Source organism: Streptomyces sp. NPDC055962, from assembly GCF_042270185.1.
Taxonomy (GTDB): Bacteria; Actinomycetota; Actinomycetes; order Streptomycetales; family Streptomycetaceae; genus Streptomyces.
On the sequence record NZ_JBHJYN010000021.1, the window covers coordinates 1 to 21,732 of the forward strand.

The following is a 21,732-nucleotide window of genomic DNA, read 5'->3' on the forward strand; positions in this document are numbered from 1 at the left end:
AGGTCCGTGTCACCCGCCACTGTGGCGGGTGACACGGCCCTCTCGCGTACGACGCGGTTCAGCCGGCCAGTGCCGTCGCATGCTCCCGGTCGCGCGGCCCCGGGCTCCCCGCGGCCGGCGCCGGGCGCCTGCGGCCGCCGGCCAGGACGCCGGCGATGCCGAGCAGAGCCCATACGGCCAGGACGAGCACGGGTCCGCCCGCCGCGCTGCCGTCGAAGAACGCGACCGACCGCAGCAGGGAACCTCCTGCACCCGGCGGCAGCCACTGACCGATCGCGCCGACCGGCTCGGGCAGCATCTCCGGCGCGCTGGTGACACCGGAGAACGAATTGCCCAGCAGCACCATCAGCATGGCTCCCACCCCCAGGCCCGGTGCACCGATGAGGGCGGCCAGCCCCGCCACCGGGGCGCCGATCGCCAGCACGGTCAGCCCAATGGTGCCCGCCTCCGCCCACCAGTCGCCCGTGATCACGCCGAGCCAGCTGTGGGTCATGGCCGTGGCGGCGATGCCCACCAGTGCCGCAGCGCCGAGCAGGGTCACGGCCCCTCGGGCGCCGCGCAGTCCGAGCAGGGTCACGGCCGCTCCGGCGGCGACCCCGGCGAGCGCCAGCGGCAGGATGCTTGCGCCGAGCGCGCTGCCGCGGGGGTCGGCTTCCGGTGCGGCGACGACATCGGTGACCGGGACTCCGGATCCGCCGGGTGCGGCCGCTCCGGCGGCCTCGGTCAGCAACTGGGCGACGACCGGGCCGGCGGCCGAGGCGGTGAGCAGGTGCGGGCCCGCCTCGGTGATCACGACAGCGCCGTATACGACCCGCTCCTCGATCGCTGTGCGGGCGGCCGCCGCGTCCTCGTAACGGTGGATCTCGAAGGCCCCCTCGCGCTGCTCGAACCGTTTCTGCAGCTGATCGGCGGCCGGAGCCGCGCCGGCGATGCCCACCGGCAGGTCCCGCGGCGCGATCCTGGCCGCGGGCCAGGAGAAGGCCCAGAGTGCGAGCGTCACCACCAGGGGGACGAGCAGGACGGCCGCCACCGCACGGCGGTTCGGTGCAGCAGGCATGGCGAGAGCCTCGATTCAAAGAGAAGGATCGTTCGTTTTCAGTGCGCTCCACTGTCGCGCCGCGCGCGGGAGCTTGTCAAGAATGAATGTTCGTTTTAGATTGCCCGTATGGCACGCGTATCCCAGGAGCACCTCGACGCCCGCCGCCGCCAGATCCTCGCCGGCGCGGCGCGCTCTTTCGCCGCCAACGGTTTCCACGGCACGTCGATGCAGGACGTGCTGAAGGAGGTCGGGTTGTCGGCGGGGGCCGTCTACCGCTACTTCGCCGGCAAGGAGGACCTGATCGCCGCCATCGCGGACGAGGCGTTCGGTGCCGTGCGCCGGGCCTTCGCGGAGGCCGCCGACACGGTGCCGCCGCCCATGCCCGACGTCCTCCTGGGGAGGGTGCTGCGCGGGGTCTTCGAAGGGCAACTCCACGGTTTGGAGCGCCGCGCCTCCGCCATGCTCGTCGTGCAGGTGTGGTCCGAGAGCATGCGCGACGAGCGGCTGGCGAAGACGCTCGACGACGGCTACACGGGAATGCGTGCCGCGTGGGGGAAGCTGGTGGAGGCCTACCGTGCGGCGGGTGTCATGCGCTCCGACGTGTCGGGCGACGATGTCGCCCGCACGATGATCGCCACCGCCCAGGGATTCATCGCGCAGGAGGCGCTGTTCGGCGGGGTCGGGATCGAGGCGCTGGAGAACGGGTTGCGCGGCCTGATGTCCATGGATCCGCAAAAGATCAGTTAACGCGCCGGAAAAACTTCCGCCCTAACGTGCAATACCTGATCGCGGAATCCTCTTCATCGTTCAACAGAGTGTTGAAGGCGGGATAGGGTCCCGCTGCGCCCGGGGCAGGTACCGGGCGGGAGACGAAGAGGGTGGAAGCGTGCAACTGACTCCGCACGAACAGGAACGCCTGCTTATCCATGTGGCGGCCGATGTCGCAGAGAAGCGCAGGGCGCGCGGACTGCGGCTCAATCACCCGGAGGCGATCGCGCTGATCACCTCGCACCTCCTGGAAGGCGCCCGGGACGGCCGGACCGTCGCCGAACTGATGGCCTCCGGCAGGAAGGTCCTCACCCGGGACGACGTCATGGACGGCATCCCCGAGATGATCCACGACGTCCAGGTCGAGGCCACTTTCCCGGACGGCACCAAGCTGGTCACCGTCCACGAGCCGATCGTCTGACGGGGGAGCAGCCGATGATTCCCGGAGAGATCTTGTACGCGCAGGAGCCGGTGGCGCTCAACGAAGGGCGCCCCGTCACCCGCCTCACCGTCCTCAACGCCGCGGACCGGCCCGTCCAGGTCGGATCGCACTACCACTTCGCCGAGGCCAACACAGGCCTGGACTTCGACCGTGGCGCGGCCCACGGGCTGCGGCTGAACATCGCCGCCGGAACCGCCGTGCGCTTCGAGCCCGGTATCCCCGTCGACGTCGAACTCGTCCCGATCGCAGGCCTGCGCATCGTCCCCGGACTGCGCGGCGACACCGGAGGTTCCCTCGATGCCTGAGCTCAGCCGCCCCGTGTACGCCGACCTGTTCGGGCCCACCACGGGTGACCGCATCCGGCTCGCCGACACCGACCTCGTCGTCGAGATCGAGGAGGACCGGTCCGGCGGCCCCGGACGGTCGGGCGACGAAGCGGTGTTCGGCGGCGGGAAGGTGATCCGCGAATCGATGGGGCAGGCGCGCACCACCCGCGCCGAGGGTGCTCCCGACACGGTCATCACCGGCGCGGTCGTCATCGACCACTGGGGCGTCGTCAAAGCCGACGTCGGCATCCGGGACGGCAGGATCACCGGCATCGGGAAGGCCGGCAACCCGGACACGATGGACGGCGTGCACCCCGATCTGGTGATCGGGCCGGAGACCGAGATCATCGCGGGCAACGGCAAGTTCCTCACCGCGGGAGCCATCGACGCGCACGTCCACTTCATCTCGCCTACCCTGATCGACCAGGCGCTCTCCTCCGGGATCACCACCCTCGTCGGGGGCGGCACGGGCCCGGCCGAGGGCACCAAGGCCACGACGATCACCCCGGGCCCCTGGCATCTTGCCCGGATGTTCGAGGCGCTCGACGGCTACCCCGTCAACATCGGCCTGCTCGGCAAGGGCAACACGATGTCCCGCGAGGCGATGCACTCCCAACTGCGCTCCGGCGCGCTGGGGTTCAAGATCCACGAGGACTGGGGTGCGACGCCCGCCGTCATCGACGCCTGTCTGGGTGTCTGCGAGGAGACCGGCGCCCAGCTCGCCATCCACACGGACACGCTCAACGAGGCGGGATTCGTCGCGGACACGCTGGCCGCCATCGCGGGGCGTTCCATCCACGCGTACCACACCGAGGGTGCGGGCGGCGGGCACGCGCCCGACATCATCAGTGTGGTGTCCGAGCCCTACGTCCTGCCCAGCTCCACCAACCCGACCCGGCCGCACACCGTCAACACGATCGAGGAGCACCTCGACATGCTGATGGTCTGTCACCACCTGAACCCGACCGTGCCGGAGGACCTCGCCTTCGCGGAGTCCCGCATCCGTCCGTCGACCATCGCGGCCGAGGACATCCTCCACGACATGGGGGCCATCTCGATCATCTCCTCGGACTCCCAGGCGATGGGCCGGATCGGCGAGGTGATCCTCCGGACCTGGCAGACCGCCCACGTGATGAAGCGGCGACGGGGCGCCCTGACGGGCGACGGTGCCGCGGACAACCACCGGGCACGTCGCTATGTCGCCAAATACACCATCAACCCCGCGGTCGCCCAGGGGCTGGACAAGGAGATCGGCTCCGTCGAGACGGGCAAGCTGGCCGACCTCGTGCTCTGGGACCCGGCCTTCTTCGGCGTCAAACCGCAGACAGTGATCAAGGGCGGTCAGATCGCGTACGCGCAGATGGGCGACGCCAACGCCTCGATCCCCACCCCGCAGCCGGTCATGCCCCGTCCGATGTTCGGTGCGGTGGGCCGGGCCCCGGCGGCCAACTCCTTCAATTTCGTGTCCTCGGCCGCCATCGAGTCCGGCCTGCCCGGGCGCCTGGGGCTCGGCAAGACGTTCGTGCCGATCACCAGCACCCGGGGCGTCACCAAGGCGGACATGAGGGAGAACGACGCCCTGCCCCGGGTCGAGGTCGACCCCGACAGCTTCGCCGTCACCATCGACGGCGATCCGGTCGAACCCGCCCCGGCCGCCGAACTGCCCATGGCTCAGCGGTACTTCCTCTTCTGAGGGCAGGACAGCACTTCATGACGACACGCGCAGCCCTGCTCGTCCTCGCCGACGGCCGGTTCCCCGCCGGTGGCCACGCCCACTCCGGTGGAGCCGAGCCGGCCGTCAAGGCAGGACACATCCGCGACGCCCAGGACCTGGCGGACTTCTGCCTCGGCAGGCTCCACACCACAGGACTCACCTCCGCCGCGCTCGCCGCGGCGGCGGCCCACGGCCTCGACCCCCTCGCCCTCGACGAGGCCGCCGACGCCCGGACGCCCTCACCCGCGCTCAGGAACGCCGCGCGCAGGCTCGGCAGACAGCTGATGCGGGCGGCACGGGCGACCTGGCCCAGCCCTGAACTGGCCGCGCTCGCCGAAGCGAGACCACGCGGCGCCCACCAGCCCGTCGTCCTCGGCCTGACGGCGCGGGCGGCAGGCCTGGGCCCGGCGGACGCCGCACACTGCGTCGCCTACGAAACGGTCAGCGGCCCGGCCACCGCCGTGGTCCGCCTGCTCTCCCTCGACCCCTTCGAGGCGACGGCGGTGCTGGCCCGGCTCGCCCCCGCACTCGACCAGGTCGCCGAACAGGCGGCCGAGGCGGCACTGCGGGGCATCGACGCGTTGCCCGCCGCCTCCGCCCCCCTGCTCGACATCGCGGCCGAGGCCCACGCGACCTGGCCGGTCCGCCTGTTCGCGTCCTGAACCACGACGAACGTCAATCCGCACCCCTTCACCAGGAGTCACACCCATGCATCTCGACCACGCACACCATGGCCCCGCAGCCGTCAGCGCCGACGCGGTGCGTCCCGACGGCACACGTCGCGCCCTGCGCATCGGCCTCGGAGGGCCGGTCGGCTCGGGGAAGACGGCGACCGTCGCCGCGCTCTGCCGCGCGCTGCGCGACCGGTTCTCCATCGCCGTCGTCACCAACGACATCTACACCCGCGAGGACGCGGCCTTCCTGCTCCGTAACGCCGTACTGCCCCCCGAGCGCATCCAGGCCGTCGAGACCGGTGCCTGCCCGCACACCGCTATCCGCGACGACATCTCCGCCAACCTCGAAGCCGTCGAGGACCTGGAGGACTCCGTGGGCCCCCTCGACCTCATCCTCGTCGAGTCGGGCGGGGACAACCTCACCGCAACCTTCTCCAAGGGGCTCGTCGACGCCCAGGTCTTCGTGATCGACGTCGCGGGCGGCGACGACATCCCGCGCAAGGGCGGCCCCGGCGTCACCACCGCCGACCTCCTCGTCATCAACAAGACGGACCTCGCCCCCTACGTCGGCTCCGACCTGGACCGGATGGCCGGCGACGCCGCCGCGCAGCGCGGCGACCTCCCCGTGGTGTTCACCTCGCTGACCGGCGCCGACGGCGTCGCTCCCGTCGCCGACTGGGTGCGGGCGCGGCTCGCGGACTGGGCCGCATGAGCGTCACGGCCACCGCACGGATCACGGCGGTCGCCGACGGCCGGGGATCCACGTCGCTTCCGGTGCTGGAGAGCAGCGGGCCACTGGCCCTGCGCCGCACCAGATCCCCGGACACCGCCCGCGCGCGGGTCACCGTGGTCGGCGCGATGAGCGCCCCGCTCGGCGGTGACCGGCTCGCCGTCGAGGTCGTCGCCGAGGACGGCGCCCGGGTGACGGTGGACTCCGCCGCCGCCACCGTGGCACTTCCGGGAGCCGGCCCCGATGCCGGCTCCGCGGCGTACGACGTGCGGCTGAGCGTGGGGGAAGGGGCGGAGCTCCGCTGGCTCCCGGAACAGCTCGTCTCCGCGTGCGGCAGCGCACTCGACATGACCACCCGAGCCGAACTCGCGGGCACCGCGCGTCTGGTGCTCCGCGAGGAACTGGTGCTGGGCCGTCACGGTGAGAGCACCGGCCGGCTCTCCTCCCGTCTGACCGTGCACAGGGTCGGGCGCCCGCTGCTCGACCAGCAACTCGCGTACGGACCGGGAGCCCCCGGAGGGTGGGACGGTCCCGCTGTGCTGGGCGGCCACCGAGCAGTGGGGCAACTGCTCGTCGTCGAACCCGCGTTCGAGGATGGCCTGCCCGCTCCGAGACTGCTCGGACCTACCGCGGCCCTCACTCCGCTGGCGGGTCCGGCCGTCCTCGTGACGGCGCTGGCTCCCGACGCACGGCTGCTGCGCGCGGTGCTGGACGAGGCGCTGGAGGGTCTGCTGAAGGAAACAAGGGCCGTGCAGAGGGCGTGAGTTCGCTCAGCGGGCAGCGCGCACCGGTTATTGGTTCGGTAAAGAAACATGCGTACGCCCTGTTCTCAGCAACCCCACAGACGAAAGGATCCGCCTGGACACATGAACGACTGCGCCGCCGCGGGTGGCGCAACACGCAGGGGGAGGTTCCACGTGAAGCGCACAGCAGTGCTCGGCTCGGCCGGCACTCTGATCGCGGGCACGCTCATAGCGGGGGCGATAGCCGCACCCGCCGCCGGTGCCGCCGGCCGGCACCACGGCGACCAGGAGGCGAGCGGCGTCCGGACCGCGGCCGCCCGGGCCGCGCGGGCCGGTGTCGACTGGACGGACTGTCCCGCCGACTGGGCGATCGCCGCACCCATCCAGTGCGGATGGGTGAGTGTCCCGCTCGACTACAGCAAGCCGGACGGCAAGCAGATCAAACTCGCGGTCGACCGGCACGTCAGCACGGGCACCAAGGACGAGCGCCAGGGCGCACTCGTCTACAACCCGGGCGGCCCCGGCGGCTCGGGAATGGCCTTCCCGAAGCGCATCGTCACCAAGAACCCGCTCTGGACGAAGGCCGCGAAGGCGTACGACTTCGTCGGCTTCGACCCGCGCGGGGTCGGCCACTCGGCGCCCATCTCCTGCATCGACCCCCAGGAGTTCGTGAAGGCCCCGAAGGCCGATCCGGTCCCGGACAGCGAGGCCGACAAGCGGGCCCAGCGCAAGCTCGCGGCCGAGTACGCGGACGGCTGCGCCGAGCGCAGCGGCGCCATGCTGCCGCACATGACCACGCCCAACACCGCACGCGACCTGGATGTCATCCGCGCCGCGCTCGGCGAGAAGAAGCTCAACTTCCTCGGCGTCTCCTACGGCACCTACCTGGGCGCGGTCTACGGCACGCTCTTCCCCTCGCACGTGCGCCGCATGATCGTCGACAGCGTGGTCGACCCCGCGAAGGAGAACATCTGGTACGAGGCCAACCTCAACCAGGACATCGCCTTCCAGACCCGCTGGAACGACTGGAAGGCATGGGTCGCGAAGAACGACGCGGCCTACCACATCGGTGACACGCCCGAGAAGGTCGAGAAGGCGTGGCTGACGCTGCGCGCGGCGGCGAAGAAGAACCCGATCGGCGGCGTCGTCGGTCCCGCCGAGCTCATCGGATTCTTCCAGAGCGCGCCGTACTACGACTCCGCCTGGGCGCCCACCGCCCAGATCTGGAGCGACTATCTGGGCGGCGACACCCAGGCCCTGATCGACGCCGCGGGACCCGACCTGTCGGACACCGCGGGCAACATCAGCGCGGAGAACGGCAACGCCGTCTACACGGCGGTCGAGTGCGCGGATGCCAAGTGGCCCACCAGCTGGAAGAAGTGGGACCGCGACAACACCCGTCTGCACAAGGACCACCCGTTCATGACCTGGGCCAATGCCTGGATGAACCTGCCGTGTGCGACGTGGCCGTCCAAGCAGCAGACCCCTGTGGACGTCCGCACGGGCAAGGGTCTCCCCCCGGTGCTGATCGTGCAGTCCACGCGTGACGCCGCCACCCCGTACGAGGGCGCCGTCGAACTGCACAAGCGCTTCGAGGGCTCCCGACTCATCACCGAGAAGGGCGCCGGCTCGCACGGTGTCACCGGCCTGGTCAACCCCTGCATCAACGAGCGGGTGGACACCTACCTGCTCACGGGAGAGACCGACCGGCGCGATGTGACGTGCACTCCGCACGCCACCCCGAAGCCGTGACGGCCAACTGAACGTGAGCGGGCGGCCGATGATTCCCGGCGGTCGCCCGCTCACCCCTTCCGGCCAGGGACAGCCGCACCATCCCTCCAGGGGCGCTCACCGGTTCCGGTCGTACCGCTCCAGCCAGGCGTCCTCCGCCGCGTAGTCGAAGAGGGTCTCGCCGTAGGTACGGAGCATCTTCGGGAAGGCCTCCCTCCAGTCGTGCCCGTGGAGCCGCGCCGCGAGCCACTCGACGGTCCCCGGCAGCGACTCCTCGTACCCCGTCACCGCGCGGTACCCCAGATCCCGTTCGGCGGCGGCCATGTCGTAGACGACGGGATGAGCGCCGCTCCACGGTGTGTCGCCGACATGGCCCTCCGGCGGCGCGCCCGCCACCAGCACCGTCTCGCTCCGCGTTCCCAGCACGCCGTCGACGGCGGCGCCGATCTCGGCGACGGTGGGCGCCTGCGGGTCGCCCGCGTTGAGCACCCGCGAGGCCGGTCGCAGTGCGGCCAGCCGTATCAGCTCGGCCAGGTTGGACACATGGACGGGATGGAAGCGGCTCGCCCCGTCGTACGCGAGGACCCGCCGGCCGCGCCCGTCCAGGGCGCGTTTGACGAAATACAGTTCGCGCGGGGTACGGCAGTGGGCCCCGTGTACCGCGCCCGCCCGCAGCAGCGTCACCGGCAGCGCGTCCCCGGCGGCGAGCAGCTCCCGCTCCAGGGCGACCTTGCGCGTCCCGTACGTCGTGTGGCCCGGGGCGACCGTGCGCTGTGTCTCCGGGACGGGCACCGGATACTCCGGGAAGCCGTCCGGATCCCCCTGCGTGTCGAAACTGCGCCCCCGCCCGTCCTCGTACACCGCGCCGCTGGAGATGACGACCGCGGACCCGGCCAGGTCCGCGAGCCCCGTCAACTGCGCGGCGTGGTCCGGGCCGAAGGCGACCATGTCGACCAGGACGTCGTACCCGTCGCCGAGGGCGGAGGCGAGGGCCCCCTCCTCGTCGCGGTCGAGGGCGAGCGCGCGGACGCCGTCGCCCCAGGCACCGTCCCTGCCGCCTCCGCGGGACGCCGCGGTCACGTCCCAGCCGTCCCCGGCGAGAGCCCGCACGGCGGCCCGGCCGATCTGTCCCGTCGCGCCCAGCACGAACGCTCGTCCTCTGCTCATACGGAAGACGCTACGGTCGCTTCAGCGGCCCGGCCAGGGAAATCGGCCCTCAGCAGATTCCCCGCTCAGCGTGGCCGCCTGGGGAACTTCTTGGACTCCTCGCCCTGCGCGGCCTTCGCCTTCACCGCGTACTCGTCGACGTACTCCTGCCCGGAGAGTCCGAGAATGGCGTACATGATCTCGTCCGTCACCGCGCGGATCGCCGCCTTCTGGTCCTCCAGGCCGGCGTAGCGCGAGAAGTCCAGCGGCTCCCCGAAGCGGATGGTGACCCGCTTGATGCTGGGGACCTTCTGTCCGGGCGGCTGGATCTCGAACGTGCCGACCATCGCGCAGGGGATGACCGGGCCCCCCGCCCTGATCGCCATGACCGCGACCCCGACCTTGCCCTTGTACAGCCGCCCGTCGTGCGAGCGGGTGCCCTCCGGGTAGATGCCCAGCAGTTCACCCTTGCTCAGCACCCCCAGTCCTTCGCGGATGGCGGCCTGTCCCGCTTCCTTGCCGGAGCGGTCGACGGGGATCTGCCCGATGCTGTGGAAGAAGGCCGCGGTCAGCTTGCCCTTGATGCCCGGGCCGGTGAAGTACTCGGCCTTCGCGAGGAACGTGATACGGCGCTTGAGGATCGCCGGCATCAGGAAGTGGTCCGAGAACGAGAGGTGATTGCCCGCCACGATGGCCGCGCCGTCGTCCGGAATGTGTTCCAGCCCTTCGATGCGCGGCCGGAACGTCAGCCGCAGCAAAGGGCCCAGCACGACATACTTCAGGACGTAATAGAACACAGCTTCTCTCCTAGCCTTCCGGACCGGACCGGTGACCGCGTTCTGTCAGGTCACGCCTGGCGTCGCCCTCGGCCCGGTCGAGCGGCCGGCCGAAGCCCGCCTTCCCGGACGGGTACCCGCTCCTCGTCGTCTCACCTGATGTGGCTTCAGTCGATGGCCTGTACGACCCGTCTGCTCGTCGGTGATCGATCGTAGCTTTGTTTCCGGTGCATACGAAGTCCTGGCGCGCTGACGCCGCCAGGCACGGGACCCCGGTCCCGGAGGCTGAACACCGCGCGGAAGCGGCCCTCCGGGCTGGTCCGGAGGGCCACGTCCACGCGCACGTTCCTGTCCGTCAGTCCCGGTGGATGTCCGCACCCGGGCCGAGCGGCAGGTCGAGGCCGTAGAAGACACCGAGGGCGATCAGCCAGGCCACCAGGAAGGGGACGACGAAGACGAAGAGGCGGGAGAGGACCGTGCCCAGCTTCGCGTCGGGTTCGTAGCGGCGCAGGATGATCAGCATCAGGAAGACGTACGGGTTGAGTGGCGTGATCATCTGTGTGGCCGAGTCACCGATGCGGAACGCCGCCTGGGTGACGGCCGGTTCGAGACCGATGAGCATGAACGCGGGGACGAAGACCGGGGCCACCAGGGACCACAGCGCCGAACCCGAGGTCACGAACAGGTTCAGCACACAGACCAGCAGGACGAACAGGACCAGCCCTGTGAACCCCGTGAGGCCGGCCGACTCGAGGAGCGCGGCTCCCTCCACCGCCAGCAGGGTCCCCACGTTGGACCAGTCGAAGACACCGATGACCTGGGCGATCACCAGGATCAGCACGATGTACGCGGACATGCCGGTGATCGACTCGGCCATCATCTCCGGGACGTCCCCGGCCCTGCGCACCTTGCCCGTGACCTTGCCGTGGACGATGCCCGCGATCAGGAAGGCGACGAACAGCAGGGGGACGATGCCCGTCAGCACCGGTGAGGGGACCAGCGCGCCACCCTCGCCCCGCAGGGACGAGCCCGGCAGGAGCCAGCAGACGACGACCACCGCCGCGTACACCAGGACGGCCAGTCCGGCGGCCCGGAGCCCGCGCCGCTCGGCCGGGGTGACCTCCAGGGTGGGCCGGTAGCCGCCGTCGTCGTCCGTGGCCGCCTCCCCGTCCGCCGGAGCCGCCTCCACCGCGGCGGGAAGCCGCGGTTCGAGGACGCGGTCGATCAGGAAGCCGCCGATCAGGGCGAGGACGACGCTTGCCGCTGCGGTGAAGAAGTAGTTGATCAGGATGTGGGTGGGAGCGTCGTCGCCACCCGGCAGGACGCCGGCGGCCTGCTCGGTGATGCCCGTGTAGAGGGCGTCCAGCGCGCCGATGGAGAAACCGGCCGCGTATCCGGCGCACACGCAGGCGAACCCGCCGATCAGGCCGGCGATCGGGTTCCGTCCTGCGCCCTTGAAGACGAGCGCGGCCAGCGGCGGGATGATGAGGATCGCCACGTCGCTCATCATGTGGCCCTGCGCGGCGACGAACGCGACCAGGTACGGCAGGACGGCCTTCGGGGCTCGCCCGATGGAGACCCGTACGGCCGTCTCCAGCAGTCCCGTGCGCTCGGCGACCCCGACGGCCGCCATCATGAGCAGCACCGTCCCCAGTGACGGGAAGCCGGTGAAGTTGGGGATGAAGTTCTCCAGCAGCCAGGTGATCCCCTCGCCGGTGAACAGGCCCTTCACTTCGAGCACTTCGCCGTCGCCGGGCACGGTCACCGTCGCTCCGGCGACCGCGAGTGCGGTGGAGACGACGCCGAGGACGGCGAAGAGGAGGAGGAACAGCACGACGGGATGCGGGAGCTTGTTCCCGGCGCGCTCGATGCCGCCCAGCACCTTGTCGAGCACGGCGCCGCCCCCTGAGGCCGTGGAGGTCCCGGTCCGCGCGCTCACCGACGTCCCGCCTCGGTGTCCGGACCGGGGCCCGGCGCGTCCGCGAGCAGATCCTTCCGCACGGCCCCGCGCTGCGCGACGAGGACGATGCGGGAGGGGTCGGCGAGGACCGAGACATCGGCCAGCGGGTCGCCGTCGCAGACCACCAGATCCGCTTCCTTGCCGGTCTCCAGCGTGCCGATGCGGTCGTCCAGGCCGAGAAGGCGCGAGGCGGTGAGCGTGCCGGCGGTGATCGCCTGAAGCGGCGTCATCCCGAGGGAGGTGAGGTGGACCAGCTCGCGCAGATTGCGGCCGTGCGGGACCATCGCCGCGTCGGTGCCCATGGCGATCTTCATTCCGTCGGCGATGGCCGCGGCTATGTTGGCGCGGGTGATGTCCGACCAGCGGAGCTTCTTCTCGTAATGGAAGGGCTCCATGGTCGATTTGTCGATTCCGTCGAACACCGTCGAGAGGGTCGGAACGAGGAACACGCCCTGCTCACCGGCGAGTTCCCTCGCCTGCGTGGTCATGCCGTAGCCGTGCTCGACACTGGTGACGCCGCCCCGGACGGCGTTCAGGATGCCGGCCGTGCCCTGCGCGTGCGCGGCGACGGGGCGGCCGCCGTGCCGGTCCGCCTCCTCCACGACCGCGCGGATCTCCTCCACCGTGAGGCCCTCGTCGTCGGGCTGGTCGTAGGGGCTGGACATGCCTCCCGTGGCGCAGATCTTGATGACGTCGGCGCCCGAGCGCAGCAGCCTGCGCACCGACAGGCGCACCTCGTCCGGGGTGTCGGCGATCTCTCCCATGCCCGCGCTGGTGTCGAAGCCGCAGTCGGTGTGGAAGTCGGCGTGCCCGCCGGTGTGGCTGAGGATGCGCACGGCGGTGTGCAGACGCGGACCGGCGGTCAGGCCCTGGGCGACGGCCTCCCGGTACCCGGCGGAGAGCCCGCCCAGGTCGCGCGCCGTGGTGACACCCGCATCCAGGGTGACCCGCAGCCTGCCGGCCGCGCGGAAGACCTCCAGGGCGGGGTCCTCGGTGAACCTCCGCACCATGTGCCGGGCCGAATCGACGCCGAGGTGGACATGGGCGTCGACGAAACCGGGAAGCACGGTGCGGCCTGCGACGTCGATGGTGCGGGCGCGGGCCGGCGCCGGGGGAGCGGTCGCGGCCGGTCCCGCGTGGACGATGACACCGCGCTCGTCCACGTCGATGACGGCATCGGCGACCGGCTCCGATCCGGTGCCGTCGATCAGCCGTGCACCGGTCAGTCGCAGGGAGGCGGCGGCGGCCTGCACGGGAGCGGAGGGCGCGGGGAAGGAAGGAGGGGTACTCATGGCGCCTTACCTTCCAGAACCGGGATGACGCGCTCGTAAAATCGCCGGAACCGGACACGATCCCTCACCGTACGCAGGATTCGGTCAGCCCATGAAGACGCAGAACATGCCCCACCCCGACGAAGTGGACCTCGCGATCATCCACGCGCTGCAGACGCAGCCGAGGGTGCCGTGGACCCTGCTCGGTGACGTCCTGGGGATCGACCCGGTCACCGCGGCACGCCGCTGGGCCCGTCTGGAGCGGACCGGGACCGCCTGGGTGGACGGCTATCTCTCGCCCGGCCACGACGACGGTGTCTACGCACAGGTCGAGATCGACATGGGCGGCCTCCCGGTCGAGTCCACCCTGGACGGCCTGGCCCGCAACAGCCGGGTCCTCAGCCTCAAACAGACCACCGGCAGCCGGGATCTGCTCGCGATCGTGGGGGCGGCCGACCTCGACGACCTCTCCCGTCTGGTCGGCCGGCACATCTCACCCCTGGCGGGCATCCGCACCACCCGGGTCCACGTGATCACCGCGGTCCCCTTCGAGGGCGACCAGTGGAGGCTGCGCAGCCTCAGCAGGGCTCAGCAGAAGGCCCTCGCGGTGCCTCGGGAGGAGCTGCCGGACGAGCCGCTGCGTCCGGTGGACAGGGAACTCGCCCTCGCCCTCGGACACAACGGGCGCATGCCGGTGCGGGAGCTGGCCGTGGCGGCGGGCACCAGCACGGCGACCGTACGCCGCCGGCTGCGCGTGCTCACCGGCAACCGGCGGCTCGCCCTGCGGTGCACGCTCGCCCGGCCGCTCACCGGCTTTCCCGTGTCGGTGGTGTACTTCGCGTCCGTCCCCGCACGCCACCTCGAGGACACCGTGGCGTCGCTGCGCACGCTGCCCGAACTGCGCATGTGCACCGTGACCACCGGCCGCGACAACCTCATCCTCGACCTGTGGCAGCGCGACCTGGCCGATGTCCACGGCATGGAGGCCCATCTGGAGAGCCGGCTCGCCGGCCACCAGCTGCGGATCACGGAACGGGCGATCGTGCTGCGCACCGTGAAGCACGTGGGCCGCATCCTCGACCGGGACGGCCGGAATGTCGGGCTGGCGCCGGTGAACTACTGGGCCGACCAGGCGTGACGGCCCTGCCTCGGCCGCCCGGCGTGACGGCCGGCCCGGCGTGACGGCCGGCCCGGCGTGACGGCCGGCCCGGCGTGGCCGCCGGGCCGGCGCCCGGTCACGCCGGCAGGGCGTCCGCGGTGGGGACCACGGTCGCGAACACGTCGGTCAGCATGGTCAGCGCGGCGGTCTTGAGTGTGGCCGCGGGCACGACGCTGCCGTCCGGGGCCCTGAGTGCCCGGGTCGCGGTGGCCTCGGCGACGACAGTGGGCCGGTAACCGAGGTTGAAGGCCTCCTGCGCGGTGTAGTTGACGCACATGTGCGTCATGAAGCCGGCCAGGACGATGTTCCCGCCGCTGCCCGCCCCGAAGCCGAGCCCGGACAGCGTCTTCTCCAGTCCGGTGGCGTGGAAGGCGTTGGGGTGCTGCTTGACCACGACCGCTTCACCCTCCACCGGGGCGACCTCGTCACTGAGGGCGCCGACACGGGCATTGAGGTCGTACGGGGAGTTCTCACCGCCGTCGTGGACGACGTGGACGACCGGCGCACCCGCCGCGCGCGCCCGGTTGAGGAGACGCGCACCGGCCGCGAGGGCCTCCTCGGCCCCCTCCAGAGCCATCACCCCGTCCCGGTAGGTGTTCTGGAAATCGATCATGATCAGCACGGACTCGCCCAGACGCGGCGGGTGGTCCTCCAGGCCGAGGAGAGCGCGCAGAGGCGTGGACGGCTGGTTCGAGGTCATCGGGGGTCCTTTCCTGGGTGAACGGCATGGCTGTGCGAGCCCCGGCGCCTTTGCGCCGGGGCGGGTCCCATGGGATGGAACTCAGGCCGGCCCGGTCCTGAACCGGCGGCGGTAGGCGGAGGGCGTGGTGGCGAGCTGTCGCCTGAACGCCCGGTGCAGGGTTTCCGTCGAGCCGAGCCCGGCCGCCGCCGCGACCTGGCCGAGTGTGTGGTCGGTGCTCTCCAGGAGGCGCCGCGCCGCCTCGACCCTGGCCGCCTCGACGTAGGCGGCCGGACCGGCCCCGGTCTCCTGGGTGAAGACCCGCGCGAAGTGCCGCTCGCTCAGCCGCATACGGGCCGCCAGCGCCCGGGCGGACAGGTCCGCGTCGAGATGGCCGGCGATCCACGACCGCAGCTCGTCGATGTCGCGGCGTGAGGCCGCGGGGCGGCTCAGCGGCACGGAGAACTGACTCTGCCCGCCCTGCCGCTTGAGGAACATCACCAGCTGGCGGGCGACGGCCAGCGCGACCTCCTCGCCCAGATCCTCGGCCACCAGAGCGAGCGCGAGGTCCAGACAGGCGCTGATGCCGGCACCCGTCCACAGCCGGCCGTGATCGGCCCGGACGAAGATCGGGTCCGGATCGACGGTGACGGCCGGGTGGTCCGCGGCGAGCTGAGCCGCCGTCGACCAGTGGGTCGTCGCCGTCCTCCCGTCCAGCAGGCCGGCCGCCGCCAGGACGTGCGCACCCACACACACCGAGGCGACCCTCCTGACGTGCGGGGCGGTCGCCTTCACCCACGCCACGACCTCGGGGTCGACGCGTGCCGTGGGGCCGGCGTCCGTCATGTCGGCGGCGCCGGGCACGATCAGTGTGTCCGCCCGGTCGCCGACCTCGTCGAAGGCGAGATCGGTCAGCAGCCTCACACCCGCCGACGTCCGCACCGCTCCGGCGACCCGGCCCGCGAGCAGGACCTGGTAGGGGTCGCGGCCGCGGGACTCCCGGTTGGCCAGCGCGAAGACCTCGGCCGGGCCGGTGACGTCGAGGAGGTCGACGCCGGGGAAGACCGCGATCACGACACGGTGGGTGAGGGGCATGCCCTCATCCTTCCCGTCCCGGTCCCGGGGCCGCAATGACGGCTTCCTGTCACATCCGGACACGCGGTCCACGCCCACCGTGCCGGGTGCCCGGGGCCGTCACCCCCGGACGAGGCGCCCCAGTGCCCACCGTGCCGGGCCGGCGTAGGCGGCGAGAGCGACGGCCGGGCCCTCGATCCGCAGGGTCGTGGCCGACCCGCCGGGACGCCGCCCCACCTCGTGGTGCAGCCGCAGGCGCACCGGACCCAGCCGCACCCTCCACACCCACCGCCACCGGGCGTCGTCCACGGACTCGACGGTGAAGGCCGCGGTGACGCCGAACAGCGAGACGATCTCGCCCCGGGTGCCCGGCGCGATACGTTCGGCGTCCACCCGCACCGCTCTGATCTGCGGTGACCAGGAAGGCCAGCGGGCAGGGACGACGTAGCGCAGCCAGACGTCCTCGGGTGGCGCGGAGCCCTCCGCGCGAAGCGTCAGAACCGCCATCGGACCGGCCCGGCTCAGCCGGCCCGGTCGTGGACGAACTCGTTGAGCGCCTTGCCCGGGCGCAGCGAGGCCTCACCGCCCACGTCGTGGAAGCTGCCGAAGCCCACCAGGGTGACCGCCCTGCCCGCCTTGAGCGCCTCCGCGATCACCCCTGGCTCCGCGACCGTGCCGAACAGTGCGTCGACGACCCGTCCGATCTCGGCGTCCGGCAGCGTGCCGCCGCCCGACGTCTTGCGTCCGACAGCCTCGATCAGTCCGGACCTGTCCATACGAAGCACCTACTTCCCGCCGACGACGACACACGGCGACGATGACCGGACGGCCGGAGCCGCCCGCTCACGTGCCACACCTCGTCACCATGCTGGCACCGCCGGCACACCCTCGCACGTGGCCGCACGGCCGCGTGCGAGGGTGTGCCGCATCCGCGGTCGCCTCAGGTGTCGCGGGTGGCGACCATCCCCAGGGTGGCCAGCCCCAGCACCACCCAGCCGAACCAGAGCCAGCCGTTGCTCCCCAGTGCCACCGTGTACGCCGTCACCGCGACCAGCGCGGCGACCGTGAGCACTCCCATGGTCTTCGTGGATCCAGGCATGAGCGCACGCTCCTCACCGGCCGCACGGCCGTTGGAGCCATGGTCACCCCTCGGGCGTGCCCACCGCTACTGTCCGCGTGCCTGCAATGAGGCGAGATAGGCGTTGTACGCCTTCAGATCCTGGTCGCCGTCGCGGTCGGCGGCCCGGTCGGAGCGCTTGGCGGTCCGCTGCTCGGAGCGGTACCACTGGAAGACCAGGGCGATCAGCACCAGCACCGACGGGATCTCGCTGAACGCCCAGGCGATGCCGCCCGCCGCGGACTGGTCGCCGAGCGCGTCGACACCGAGCGAGGCCGGCGGGTTCTCGTACGCCTTCACCATCGGCTGGGTCGCCATCATCAGCGCGATCCCGAAGAACGCGTGGAACGGCATCCCCGCGAACAGCTCCAGCATCCTCATCACGTAGCCGGGCCGGTGCGGGCCGGGGTCCACGCCCATGATCGGCCAGAAGAAGACCAGGCCGACGGCGAGGAAGTGCACCATCATCGCGATGTGACCCGTCTTCGACTCCATCAGGAAGTCGAACAGCGGGGTGAAGTAGAGCCCGTACAGGCTCGCGATGAAGAGCGGGATCGTGAACGCCGGGTGGGTGACGATCTTCATGTAGCGGCTGTGGAGGAGCTTGAGGAGCACCTCGCGCGGGCCCGTGCGAGCGCGCCCGGCCACTGGCAGCGCCCGCAGCGCCAGCGTCACCGGGGCCCCCAGCAGCAGGAGGATCGGCGACACCATGCTGATCACCATGTGCTGCACCATGTGCACGCTGAACATGACCATGCCGTAGTCGTTGAGACCCGTGCACATCACCAGGGCGATGGACAGCACACCGAGGACGAAGAAGACGGTCCGGTTGACGGGCCAGCCGTCACCTCGCGCGCGCAGCCGCATGACCCCGTAGCCGTACAGGACGAGGGCGGCGACGCAGCCGGTCAGGAAGAACGGGTCCGCGGAGAACTCCAGTCCGCGCCCCAGCGTGAACGGCGGCAGATCCATGTTCATGCCGTGCCCGCTGTGATCCATCTGTTCACTCCCGCTGGGGACGTCCCCGATTCGTGCCGGTTGTCCGGTCCAGACTAGAACCGCCCCCGGCCGCGGGTGCGGCCGGGGGCGGTCCTCGGAGATGTCGTGACGGTCAGAGCACGACCTGGGCCTCGGCGTAGCGCTCGGCCGGGACCGTCTTGAGGGTCTCCACGGCCGCCGCCAGCGGGACCATCGTGATGTCCGTGCCGCGCAGCGCCGTCATCATGCCGAACTCGCCGCGGTGCGCCGCCTCCACCGCGTGCCAGCCGAAGCGCGTGGCCAGGACGCGGTCGTACGCGGTCGGGGTGCCGCCTCGCTGCACATGGCCGAGGATCACCGGGCGGGCCTCCTTGCCGAGGCGCTGCTCCAGCTCGCCGGAGAGCCGCGTCGCCACGCCGGCGAAGCGCTCGTGGCCGTAGATGTCCGTCTTGCCCTGGCTGAACTCCATGGAGCCCTCGCGGGGCTTGGCGCCCTCCGCCACGACGACGATCGCGAACTTCTTGCCGTCCGAGAAGCGCCGGCCGACCACGTCGGTCAGCTCGTCGATGTCGAAGGGCCGCTCGGGTACGACGATGGCGTGTGCTCCGGCCGCCATGCCCGAGTGCAGCGCGATCCAGCCGGTGTGCCGTCCCATGACCTCGACGATCAGGACCCGCTGGTGCGACTCGGCCGTCGTCTTCAGCCGGTCGAGCGCCTCCGTCGCGACACCGACGGCCGTGTCGAAGCCGAACGTCACGTCGGTGGAGGCGATGTCGTTGTCGATGGTCTTGGGCACACCGACGATGGGCAGACCCGCCTCGGAGAGGAGGTTGGCCGCCTTCAGCGTGCCCTCGCCGCCGATCGGGATGATCGCGTCCAGGCCGAGATCGGCGACGTGGCCCTTCGCGCGCTCCACACCGTCACGCAGGTGCGCGGGCTGGACGCGGGAGGAGCCGAGGATCGTGCCGCCGCGGGCGAGGATGCCGCCGACCGCGTCGAGGTCGAGCTTGCGGTAGTCGCACTCGAGGAGGCCCCTCCAGCCGTCGTGGAAGCCGATGACCTCGTCGCCGTGGTCGACCACCGCACGGTGCACGACGGAACGGATGACGGCGTTGAGGCCGGGGCAGTCGCCGCCGGAGGTGAGCACACCAATTCGCATTGCCCGGGAAACCTTTGCAACGTGGGCCGACGCCGGACCACGTCGTCCGGTTGGATCCCCGCCACCCTACCGGCGTGGGGTGTCCGGACCGAACCCACTGTCCGACTGCTGGACGGTCACGGGACGCACACGGGTCGCACACACGGACGGACCGGCCCCCGGGGAGGGGCCGGTCCGTCCGTGACGCGTCAGGCGGGCTGGGTCGCCGCGGCGATCCGCTCGGCGCGCAGCGCCTCGTACCACCGGTCGTCGCTCGGCGGCAGCGCGTTCACGTCCAGCGCCAGCTTCAGCAGGTGGTCCGCGATCAGCGGATTGCGCGCCAGGACCGGACCGTGCATGTACGTGCCGAACACGGTGTCGTTGTACGCGCCCTCCGTGCCGTCCCCAGTGCCGTTGCCACCGCCGAACCGCACCCGGGCGAACGGACGCGCCGACGGGCCGAGGTGGGTGATGCCCTGGTGGTTCTCGAAGCCGGTCAGAGGCGGCAGGCCCAGGTTCGGGTCGATGTCCCCGAGCACGTCGCCGACGCACCGGGCACCCTCGCCGCGGGTCGAGACGACGTCGAGCAGCCCGAGGCCGGGCTCGCGCTCTCCGAGGTCGTTGATGAACTCGTGGCCGAGGATCTGGTAGCCCGCGCAGACCGAGAAGATGATCGCGCCGTTCGACGCGGCCCTGCTCAGCCCGCCGTCACGGCGGAGCCGCTCCGCGGCGAGACGCTGCGGCCGGTCCTCACCGCCGCCGATCAGATAGATGTCGCCCGACGTCGGGATGGGCTGGTCGCTGCGCACGTCCACGCGCGACACGTCGAGACCGCGCTGCCGTGCCCGGCGCTCCACCACCAGGGCGTTGCCCTGGTCGCCGTAGGTGCTGAGGAGGTCCGGGTAGACCCACACCAGCCGCAGGCTGTTGTTGCTCATGCTTCGTCCTCTCCGGGGGTTGCCCGCGCGGGGGTCAGTTGCCGACACGACGGCGCAGATCCTGGAAGGCGGTGTAGTTGGCGATGACCTCGATGCGTCCGGGCGGAGCCATCTGGACGGCCTCGTCCAGGGTCTCGCAGACACGGAAGTCGAGACCGGCCACCTCGAGCCGGACCGCCAGGTCCAGCTTGCGGTCGCCGAGCACGAAGATCGGGTGACCGTAGAGCTGGGTGTAGTCGACGTCCCAGAGCCAGGAGGTGTCCGTGCCGTCCGCGCCGCGGGCGTTCACCGAGAGGATCACGGGGGTGGGCGGCGGGTCGATCAGGGAGAACGTCTCGAGCCAGCCCGCCGGGTTCTTCGCCAGCAGGAGCCTGAGCTCGCGGCCGAGGAAGGTGACGACGTCGTAGCGGCCCGCCACGGCCTGTACCTGGTACATGCGCTCCAGGGCGACCTGCGGCGGTACGCCGAAGACCGCGGCGACGGCGGCCGAGCTCGTGGCGTTGGCCTTGTTGGCCCGGCCCGGCAGCTGCAGGTGGATCGGCCATGCCGAACCGTGCGGGTCCAGGACGTAGTCGCCGTTCAGCGCCCAGCTGGGGGCGGGGCGGCGGAAGCCGCACTCGCCGCAGAACCAGTCGTCACCCGGGCGCTGCATCACACCGCCGCAGGACGGGCAGGACCAGGCGTCGTCCTTCCACGCCTGTCCCGCCGCGACCCACACCACATTGGGGGAGGACGAGGCGGCCCACACGATCAGCGGGTCGTCGGCGTTGGCCACGATCACGGCCTTGGAGCCCGACAGGCCCTCGCGCCACTTCTCCGCCAGCATCCGGGTCTCCGCCGCGCGGTCCAGCTGGTCGCGGGAGAGGTTGAGAAGCGCGATCACCTTCGGCGTCGTGTCGCGCGCCACTCCGGCGAGGTACTTCTCGTCGACCTCGATCACGCCGTACCGCGCGTCGGAGCCGCCCGCCAGCGCGGAGGTGATCCCCGCGGGCATGTTGGCTCCGAGCGCGTTGGACACGACGGGCCCGGCGGCCCGCAGCGCCTCGGCGATCAGCCGGGTCGTCGTCGTCTTGCCGTTCGTCGCCGACACGAGGATCACGTCCAGGTGCTGCGCCAGCCGCCCGAGCAGGTCGGGGTCGAGCTTGAGCGCCACCCGGCCGCCGATCACCGATCCGCTGCCGCGCCCCGCAGCGCGCGACACCGCCGCCGCGGCCTTGCCCGCCGTCACGGCGAGCTTGGCCCGCGGCGACAACGGCTCCGTGTTGCCTGCCATCGTCCTAGATCCTCCTTGCGTAAGTCCGCACCCAGCCTATCGATGTCCGGCCCGCC

The 21,732-nt window shown here is 71.4% G+C and carries 23 protein-coding genes; 9 read left to right on the top strand and 14 right to left on the bottom strand.

Features of this window, described 5'->3' with window-relative positions; translation table 11 throughout:
- Positions 1 to 58: 58 nt before the first annotated feature.
- Positions 59 to 1,057 (bottom strand): ABC transporter permease, encoded by a 999-nt coding sequence (locus ACFC51_RS34395; protein WP_376372064.1) that lies wholly within the window; start codon positions 1,055 to 1,057, stop codon positions 59 to 61.
- 108 nt (positions 1,058 to 1,165) lie between these two features.
- On the opposite strand from ACFC51_RS34395, the gene ACFC51_RS34400 reads away from it, so the two are divergent.
- The 8 genes from ACFC51_RS34400 to ACFC51_RS34435 all read left to right on the top strand — a co-directional run bounded on the left by ACFC51_RS34400 (position 1,166) and on the right by ACFC51_RS34435 (position 8,188).
- The gene (locus tag ACFC51_RS34400; RefSeq protein WP_376372066.1) at positions 1,166 to 1,786 is read left to right on the top strand and encodes a TetR/AcrR family transcriptional regulator; all 621 of its coding nucleotides are present in this window, start codon (positions 1,166 to 1,168) and stop codon (positions 1,784 to 1,786) included.
- Between the two features lie 139 nt (positions 1,787 to 1,925).
- A complete protein-coding gene (locus tag ACFC51_RS34405) occupies positions 1,926 to 2,228 on the top strand; it encodes an urease subunit gamma (protein WP_104790628.1) in 303 nt (100 codons plus the stop codon).
- 14 nt (positions 2,229 to 2,242) lie between these two features.
- A complete protein-coding gene (locus tag ACFC51_RS34410) occupies positions 2,243 to 2,554 on the top strand; it encodes an urease subunit beta (protein WP_376372068.1) in 312 nt (103 codons plus the stop codon).
- Positions 2,547 to 4,268: an urease subunit alpha gene (locus ACFC51_RS34415; RefSeq protein ID WP_376532677.1), complete on the top strand. Its 1,722-nt coding sequence runs from the start codon at positions 2,547 to 2,549 to the stop codon at positions 4,266 to 4,268. The genes ACFC51_RS34410 and ACFC51_RS34415 overlap by 8 nt, the downstream gene beginning before the upstream one ends.
- 17 nt (positions 4,269 to 4,285) lie before the next feature.
- The gene (locus ACFC51_RS34420) at positions 4,286 to 4,951 is read left to right on the top strand and encodes an urease accessory protein UreF (protein WP_376532679.1); all 666 of its coding nucleotides are present in this window, start codon (positions 4,286 to 4,288) and stop codon (positions 4,949 to 4,951) included.
- A 46-nt stretch (positions 4,952 to 4,997) separates the two neighbouring features.
- Positions 4,998 to 5,675 (top strand): urease accessory protein UreG, encoded by a 678-nt coding sequence (gene ureG / locus ACFC51_RS34425; protein WP_376372073.1) that lies wholly within the window; start codon positions 4,998 to 5,000, stop codon positions 5,673 to 5,675.
- Complete coding sequence (locus ACFC51_RS34430) at positions 5,672 to 6,457, top strand: urease accessory protein UreD (RefSeq protein WP_376372076.1); 786 nt, start codon at positions 5,672 to 5,674, stop codon at positions 6,455 to 6,457. The genes ureG and ACFC51_RS34430 overlap by 4 nt, the downstream gene beginning before the upstream one ends.
- 153 nt (positions 6,458 to 6,610) lie before the next feature.
- Positions 6,611 to 8,188, top strand: a complete 1,578-nt coding sequence (locus tag ACFC51_RS34435; RefSeq protein ID WP_376372078.1) for an alpha/beta hydrolase — start codon at positions 6,611 to 6,613, stop codon at positions 8,186 to 8,188.
- Positions 8,189 to 8,284: 96 nt separating this feature from the next.
- Here the strand turns inward: ACFC51_RS34435 and ACFC51_RS34440 are convergent, their stop codons facing one another.
- From ACFC51_RS34440 to ACFC51_RS34455, 4 genes are all read right to left on the bottom strand, one after another.
- Entirely contained in the window at positions 8,285 to 9,313 is a 1,029-nt protein-coding gene (locus ACFC51_RS34440; protein WP_376532736.1) for an NAD-dependent epimerase/dehydratase family protein, read from the bottom strand.
- An 86-nt stretch (positions 9,314 to 9,399) separates the two neighbouring features.
- Positions 9,400 to 10,110, bottom strand: coding sequence for a lysophospholipid acyltransferase family protein (locus tag ACFC51_RS34445; RefSeq protein WP_376532681.1), 711 nt, complete (start codon positions 10,108 to 10,110; stop codon positions 9,400 to 9,402).
- Positions 10,111 to 10,444: 334 nt separating this feature from the next.
- Positions 10,445 to 11,983, bottom strand: coding sequence for an AbgT family transporter (locus tag ACFC51_RS34450; RefSeq protein WP_376372227.1), 1,539 nt, complete (start codon positions 11,981 to 11,983; stop codon positions 10,445 to 10,447).
- 41 nt (positions 11,984 to 12,024) lie between these two features.
- A complete protein-coding gene (locus tag ACFC51_RS34455; protein WP_376532683.1) occupies positions 12,025 to 13,341 on the bottom strand; it encodes an amidohydrolase family protein in 1,317 nt (438 codons plus the stop codon).
- Positions 13,342 to 13,432: 91 nt separating this feature from the next.
- Between ACFC51_RS34455 and ACFC51_RS34460 the strand changes: the two genes are divergently transcribed.
- Positions 13,433 to 14,458, top strand: a complete 1,026-nt coding sequence (locus ACFC51_RS34460; RefSeq protein WP_376532685.1) for an Lrp/AsnC family transcriptional regulator — start codon at positions 13,433 to 13,435, stop codon at positions 14,456 to 14,458.
- 97 nt (positions 14,459 to 14,555) lie between these two features.
- On the opposite strand, the gene ACFC51_RS34465 is transcribed toward ACFC51_RS34460, so the two are convergent.
- The 9 genes from ACFC51_RS34465 to ACFC51_RS34505 all read right to left on the bottom strand — a co-directional run bounded on the left by ACFC51_RS34465 (position 14,556) and on the right by ACFC51_RS34505 (position 21,676).
- Entirely contained in the window at positions 14,556 to 15,179 is a 624-nt protein-coding gene (locus ACFC51_RS34465; protein ID WP_376372084.1) for an isochorismatase family protein, read from the bottom strand.
- Between the two features lie 81 nt (positions 15,180 to 15,260).
- Complete coding sequence (locus tag ACFC51_RS34470; RefSeq protein ID WP_376532687.1) at positions 15,261 to 16,253, bottom strand: GlxA family transcriptional regulator; 993 nt, start codon at positions 16,251 to 16,253, stop codon at positions 15,261 to 15,263.
- A gap of 99 nt (positions 16,254 to 16,352) precedes the next feature.
- Positions 16,353 to 16,739 (bottom strand): SRPBCC family protein, encoded by a 387-nt coding sequence (locus tag ACFC51_RS34475; RefSeq protein ID WP_376372088.1) that lies wholly within the window; start codon positions 16,737 to 16,739, stop codon positions 16,353 to 16,355.
- 14 nt (positions 16,740 to 16,753) lie between these two features.
- On the bottom strand, positions 16,754 to 17,008 hold the full coding sequence (locus ACFC51_RS34480; RefSeq protein WP_376372090.1) for an HU family DNA-binding protein: 255 nt from the start codon (positions 17,006 to 17,008) through the stop codon (positions 16,754 to 16,756).
- Between the two features lie 164 nt (positions 17,009 to 17,172).
- A complete protein-coding gene (locus ACFC51_RS34485; protein ID WP_376372092.1) occupies positions 17,173 to 17,331 on the bottom strand; it encodes a hypothetical protein in 159 nt (52 codons plus the stop codon).
- 66 nt (positions 17,332 to 17,397) lie between these two features.
- On the bottom strand, positions 17,398 to 18,348 hold the full coding sequence (locus ACFC51_RS34490; RefSeq protein ID WP_376372094.1) for a cytochrome c oxidase assembly protein: 951 nt from the start codon (positions 18,346 to 18,348) through the stop codon (positions 17,398 to 17,400).
- Between the two features lie 112 nt (positions 18,349 to 18,460).
- Positions 18,461 to 19,486, bottom strand: a complete 1,026-nt coding sequence (locus tag ACFC51_RS34495) for a 6-phosphofructokinase (RefSeq protein WP_376372097.1) — start codon at positions 19,484 to 19,486, stop codon at positions 18,461 to 18,463.
- Positions 19,487 to 19,674: 188 nt separating this feature from the next.
- Positions 19,675 to 20,403, bottom strand: a complete 729-nt coding sequence (locus tag ACFC51_RS34500; protein WP_329226244.1) for a glutamine amidotransferase — start codon at positions 20,401 to 20,403, stop codon at positions 19,675 to 19,677.
- Between the two features lie 34 nt (positions 20,404 to 20,437).
- Positions 20,438 to 21,676, bottom strand: coding sequence for a MurT ligase domain-containing protein (locus ACFC51_RS34505; RefSeq protein ID WP_099172054.1), 1,239 nt, complete (start codon positions 21,674 to 21,676; stop codon positions 20,438 to 20,440).
- Positions 21,677 to 21,732: the final 56 nt, after the last annotated feature.

Bases quoted from the DNA above. Each gene is read 5' to 3' on its own strand.
- ACFC51_RS34475 (WP_376372088.1), bottom strand. From the start codon at position 16,739: ATGGCGGTTCTGACGCTTCGCGCGGAGGGCTCCGCGCCACCCGAGGAC.
- ACFC51_RS34400 (WP_376372066.1), top strand. From the start codon at position 1,166: ATGGCACGCGTATCCCAGGAGCACCTCGACGCCCGCCGCCGCCAGATC.
- ACFC51_RS34490 (WP_376372094.1), bottom strand. From the start codon at position 18,348: ATGGATCACAGCGGGCACGGCATGAACATGGATCTGCCGCCGTTCACG.
- ACFC51_RS34395 (WP_376372064.1), bottom strand. From the start codon at position 1,057: ATGCCTGCTGCACCGAACCGCCGTGCGGTGGCGGCCGTCCTGCTCGTC.
- ACFC51_RS34420 (WP_376532679.1), top strand. From the start codon at position 4,286: ATGACGACACGCGCAGCCCTGCTCGTCCTCGCCGACGGCCGGTTCCCC.
- ACFC51_RS34505 (WP_099172054.1), bottom strand. From the start codon at position 21,676: ATGGCAGGCAACACGGAGCCGTTGTCGCCGCGGGCCAAGCTCGCCGTG.
- ureG (WP_376372073.1), top strand. From the start codon at position 4,998: ATGCATCTCGACCACGCACACCATGGCCCCGCAGCCGTCAGCGCCGAC.
- ACFC51_RS34485 (WP_376372092.1), bottom strand. From the start codon at position 17,331: ATGCCTGGATCCACGAAGACCATGGGAGTGCTCACGGTCGCCGCGCTG.
- ACFC51_RS34480 (WP_376372090.1), bottom strand. From the start codon at position 17,008: ATGGACAGGTCCGGACTGATCGAGGCTGTCGGACGCAAGACGTCGGGC.
- ACFC51_RS34470 (WP_376532687.1), bottom strand. From the start codon at position 16,253: ATGCCCCTCACCCACCGTGTCGTGATCGCGGTCTTCCCCGGCGTCGAC.
- ACFC51_RS34495 (WP_376372097.1), bottom strand. From the start codon at position 19,486: ATGCGAATTGGTGTGCTCACCTCCGGCGGCGACTGCCCCGGCCTCAAC.
- ACFC51_RS34500 (WP_329226244.1), bottom strand. From the start codon at position 20,403: ATGAGCAACAACAGCCTGCGGCTGGTGTGGGTCTACCCGGACCTCCTC.
- ACFC51_RS34460 (WP_376532685.1), top strand. From the start codon at position 13,433: ATGAAGACGCAGAACATGCCCCACCCCGACGAAGTGGACCTCGCGATC.
- ACFC51_RS34410 (WP_376372068.1), top strand. From the start codon at position 2,243: ATGATTCCCGGAGAGATCTTGTACGCGCAGGAGCCGGTGGCGCTCAAC.
- ACFC51_RS34415 (WP_376532677.1), top strand. From the start codon at position 2,547: ATGCCTGAGCTCAGCCGCCCCGTGTACGCCGACCTGTTCGGGCCCACC.
- ACFC51_RS34455 (WP_376532683.1), bottom strand. From the start codon at position 13,341: ATGAGTACCCCTCCTTCCTTCCCCGCGCCCTCCGCTCCCGTGCAGGCC.
- ACFC51_RS34430 (WP_376372076.1), top strand. From the start codon at position 5,672: ATGAGCGTCACGGCCACCGCACGGATCACGGCGGTCGCCGACGGCCGG.
- ACFC51_RS34465 (WP_376372084.1), bottom strand. From the start codon at position 15,179: ATGACCTCGAACCAGCCGTCCACGCCTCTGCGCGCTCTCCTCGGCCTG.